Below are 2,537 nucleotides of genomic sequence, written 5' to 3'. Positions count from 1 at the left end.
CACCCCGACAAGATCGCCGACCAGATCAGCGACACCATCCTCGACGCGCTGCTGCGGGAGGACCCCGTCTCCCGCGTCGCCGTCGAGACGCTGATCACCACCGGCCTCGTGCACGTCGCCGGCGAGGTGACCACCAAGGCGTGGGCGGACATCCCCGCCCTCGTCCGCAACACGATCGTCGAGATCGGCTACGACTCCTCGAAGAAGGGATTCGACGGCGCCTCCTGCGGCGTCTCGGTGTCCATCGGCGCCCAGTCCCTGGAGATCGCGCAGGGCGTCGACACCGCCTACGAGAAGCGGGTCGGGGGAACCTCCCGCAGGGACGAGGGCGACGAGCTGGACCGTCAGGGCGCCGGCGACCAGGGCCTGATGTTCGGCTACGCCACCGACGAGACCCCCGAGCTGATGCCGCTGCCGATCCACCTGGCGCACCGGCTCTCCCGCCGCCTGACCGAGGCCCGCAAGAACGGCACGATCCCCTACCTGCGCCCCGACGGCAAGACGCAGGTCACCATCGAGTACGACGGCGACAAGGCGGTCCGCCTCGACACCGTCGTGGTCTCCTCCCAGCACGCCTCGGACATCGACCTGGACTCGCTGCTCGCCCCCGACATCCGCGAGTTCGTCGTCGAGCACGTCCTGGAGGAACTGGTCGAGGACGGCATCAAGCTCGACACCGACGGCTCCTCCTGGAGGCCTGCGGAGCCGACTGGGACCGCGTGCGCCACGTGCCCGACCGCAAAGGCCACGACCGGCGCTACTCCGTGGACTGCACGAAGATCACCGAAGAACTCGGCTACCACCCGGCCACGGCCTTCCGCACCGGCCTGGCGGAGACCGTCGACTGGTACCGCCGCAACCGCACCTGGTGGCAGACCCTGGCGGACTGAAAAGATCGCCCTCACCCGAAGGATCCCCTGCTCCTCACCCGAGAGCCACCGTCCGCCACCCCCCCAGGGATGAACGAGTCGGCCGTTCAGCCCAAACAAGGGCCGCACCGCGTGATCTGACGGGTAGACACGACTACGTTCCGCTGCGCTGGTTACGCACTTGCCGGGCCGCACGGCCCGCCAAGGACTCCCTGCGCCCGCCGCGGGGAGACACACGCACACTGCCGCTCGAGGGACGTGATGGCGACACACACCGAACCGGTCGCACCGGTGCCGGCGGCGGAGCGCCGCAGCCGGGGACAAGTGATCGTCACGTGGCTGACGACGACGGACCACAAGAAGATCGGTCACCTCTATCTGATCACGTCGTTCGGGTTCTTCCTGTTCGGCGGGGTGCTGGCCCTGGCGCTCAGGGCGGAACTGGCCCGGCCGGGGCTGCAGATCCTGTCGAACGAGCAGTACAACCAGGCGTTCACCCTGCACGGCACGATCATGCTGCTGCTGTTCGCCACGCCCACGTTCGCCGGGTTCGCCAACGCGATCATGCCGCTCCAGATCGGTTCCCCGGACGTCGCCTTTCCCCGGCTGAACATGTTCTCGTACTGGCTGTTCCTCTTCGGCGGGCTGATCGTGATGGCCAGCCTGCTGGTCCCCGAGGGCGCGGCCGACTTCGGCTGGACCGCCTACACCCCGCTCAGCGGCGGTGAGCGCACCACGCAGCTGGGCGGCGACCTGTGGATCATGGGGCTGGGGCTGTCCGGGTTCGGCACGATCCTCGGCGCGGTCAACTTCATGACCACCATCATCTGCATGCGCGCCCCCGGTATGACCATGTTCCGCATGCCGATCTTCACCTGGAACGTGCTGCTGACCTCGGTGCTGGTGCTGTTCGCGTTCCCCGTGCTGGCCGCGGCCCTGTTCGCGCTGGAGGCGGACCGCAAGTTCGGGGCGCACATCTTCGACCCGGCCAACGGCGGCGCGATCCTCTGGCAGCACCTGTTCTGGTTCTTCGGGCACCCCGAGGTCTACATCCTCGCCCTGCCGTTCTTCGGCGTGATCACCGAGATCATCCCGGTCTTCTCCCGCAAGCCGATCTTCGGCTACGGCGGCCTGGTCGGCGCGACCATCGCCATCGCCGGGCTCTCCGTGACGGTGTGGGCGCATCACATGTTCGCGACCGGGGCGGTGCTGCTGCCGTTCTTCTCCTTCATGAGTTTCCTGATCGCCGTGCCGACGGGCGTGAAGTTCTTCAACTGGATCGGCACGATGTGGCGGGGCTCGGTCTCCTTCGAACCGCCGATGCTGTGGGCGGCCGGCTTCCTCGTCACCTTCCTCTTCGGCGGCCTGACCGGCGTCCTGCTGGCCTCCCCGCCGATGGACTTCCACGTCACCGACTCCTACTTCGTGGTGGCCCACTTCCACTACGTCCTCTTCGGCACCATCGTCTTCGCCATGTTCGGCGGCTTCAGCTTCTGGTGGCCCAAGATGACCGGCACCTTGCTCGACGAACGCCTGGAGAAGATCCACTTCTGGACGCTGTTCGCCGGCTTCCACACCACCTTCCTCATCCAGCACTGGCTCGGCGCCGAAGGCATGCCCCGCCGCTACGCCGACTACCTCGCCGCCGACGGCTTCACCGCCCTCAAC

The 2,537-nt window shown here is 67.7% G+C and carries 1 protein-coding gene and 2 pseudogenes; all 3 read left to right on the top strand.

The genetic code is table 11. The features are described 5' to 3' along the window. Positions 1–684, top strand: a pseudogene (locus CCN42_RS02235) (S-adenosylmethionine synthetase N-terminal domain-containing protein); the annotation flags it as partial. Beyond that, positions 621–890 (top strand): annotated as a pseudogene (locus tag CCN42_RS44110) (dTDP-glucose 4,6-dehydratase); the annotation flags it as partial. The pseudogenes CCN42_RS02235 and CCN42_RS44110, both read left to right, overlap by 64 nt. A 240-nt stretch (positions 891–1,130) precedes the next feature. Then, positions 1,131–2,537 (top strand): cbb3-type cytochrome c oxidase subunit I (locus tag CCN42_RS02225; RefSeq protein WP_086732814.1); only part of this gene is annotated, 1,407 nt, incomplete at its 3' end.

The sequence above is a fragment of the Streptomyces glaucescens genome (assembly GCF_002154375.1).
Lineage (GTDB): Bacteria > Actinomycetota > Actinomycetes > Streptomycetales > Streptomycetaceae > Streptomyces > Streptomyces glaucescens.
Note: the sequence above shows the minus strand (reverse complement) of the source record. Positions and strands in the feature narration are given on the sequence as shown.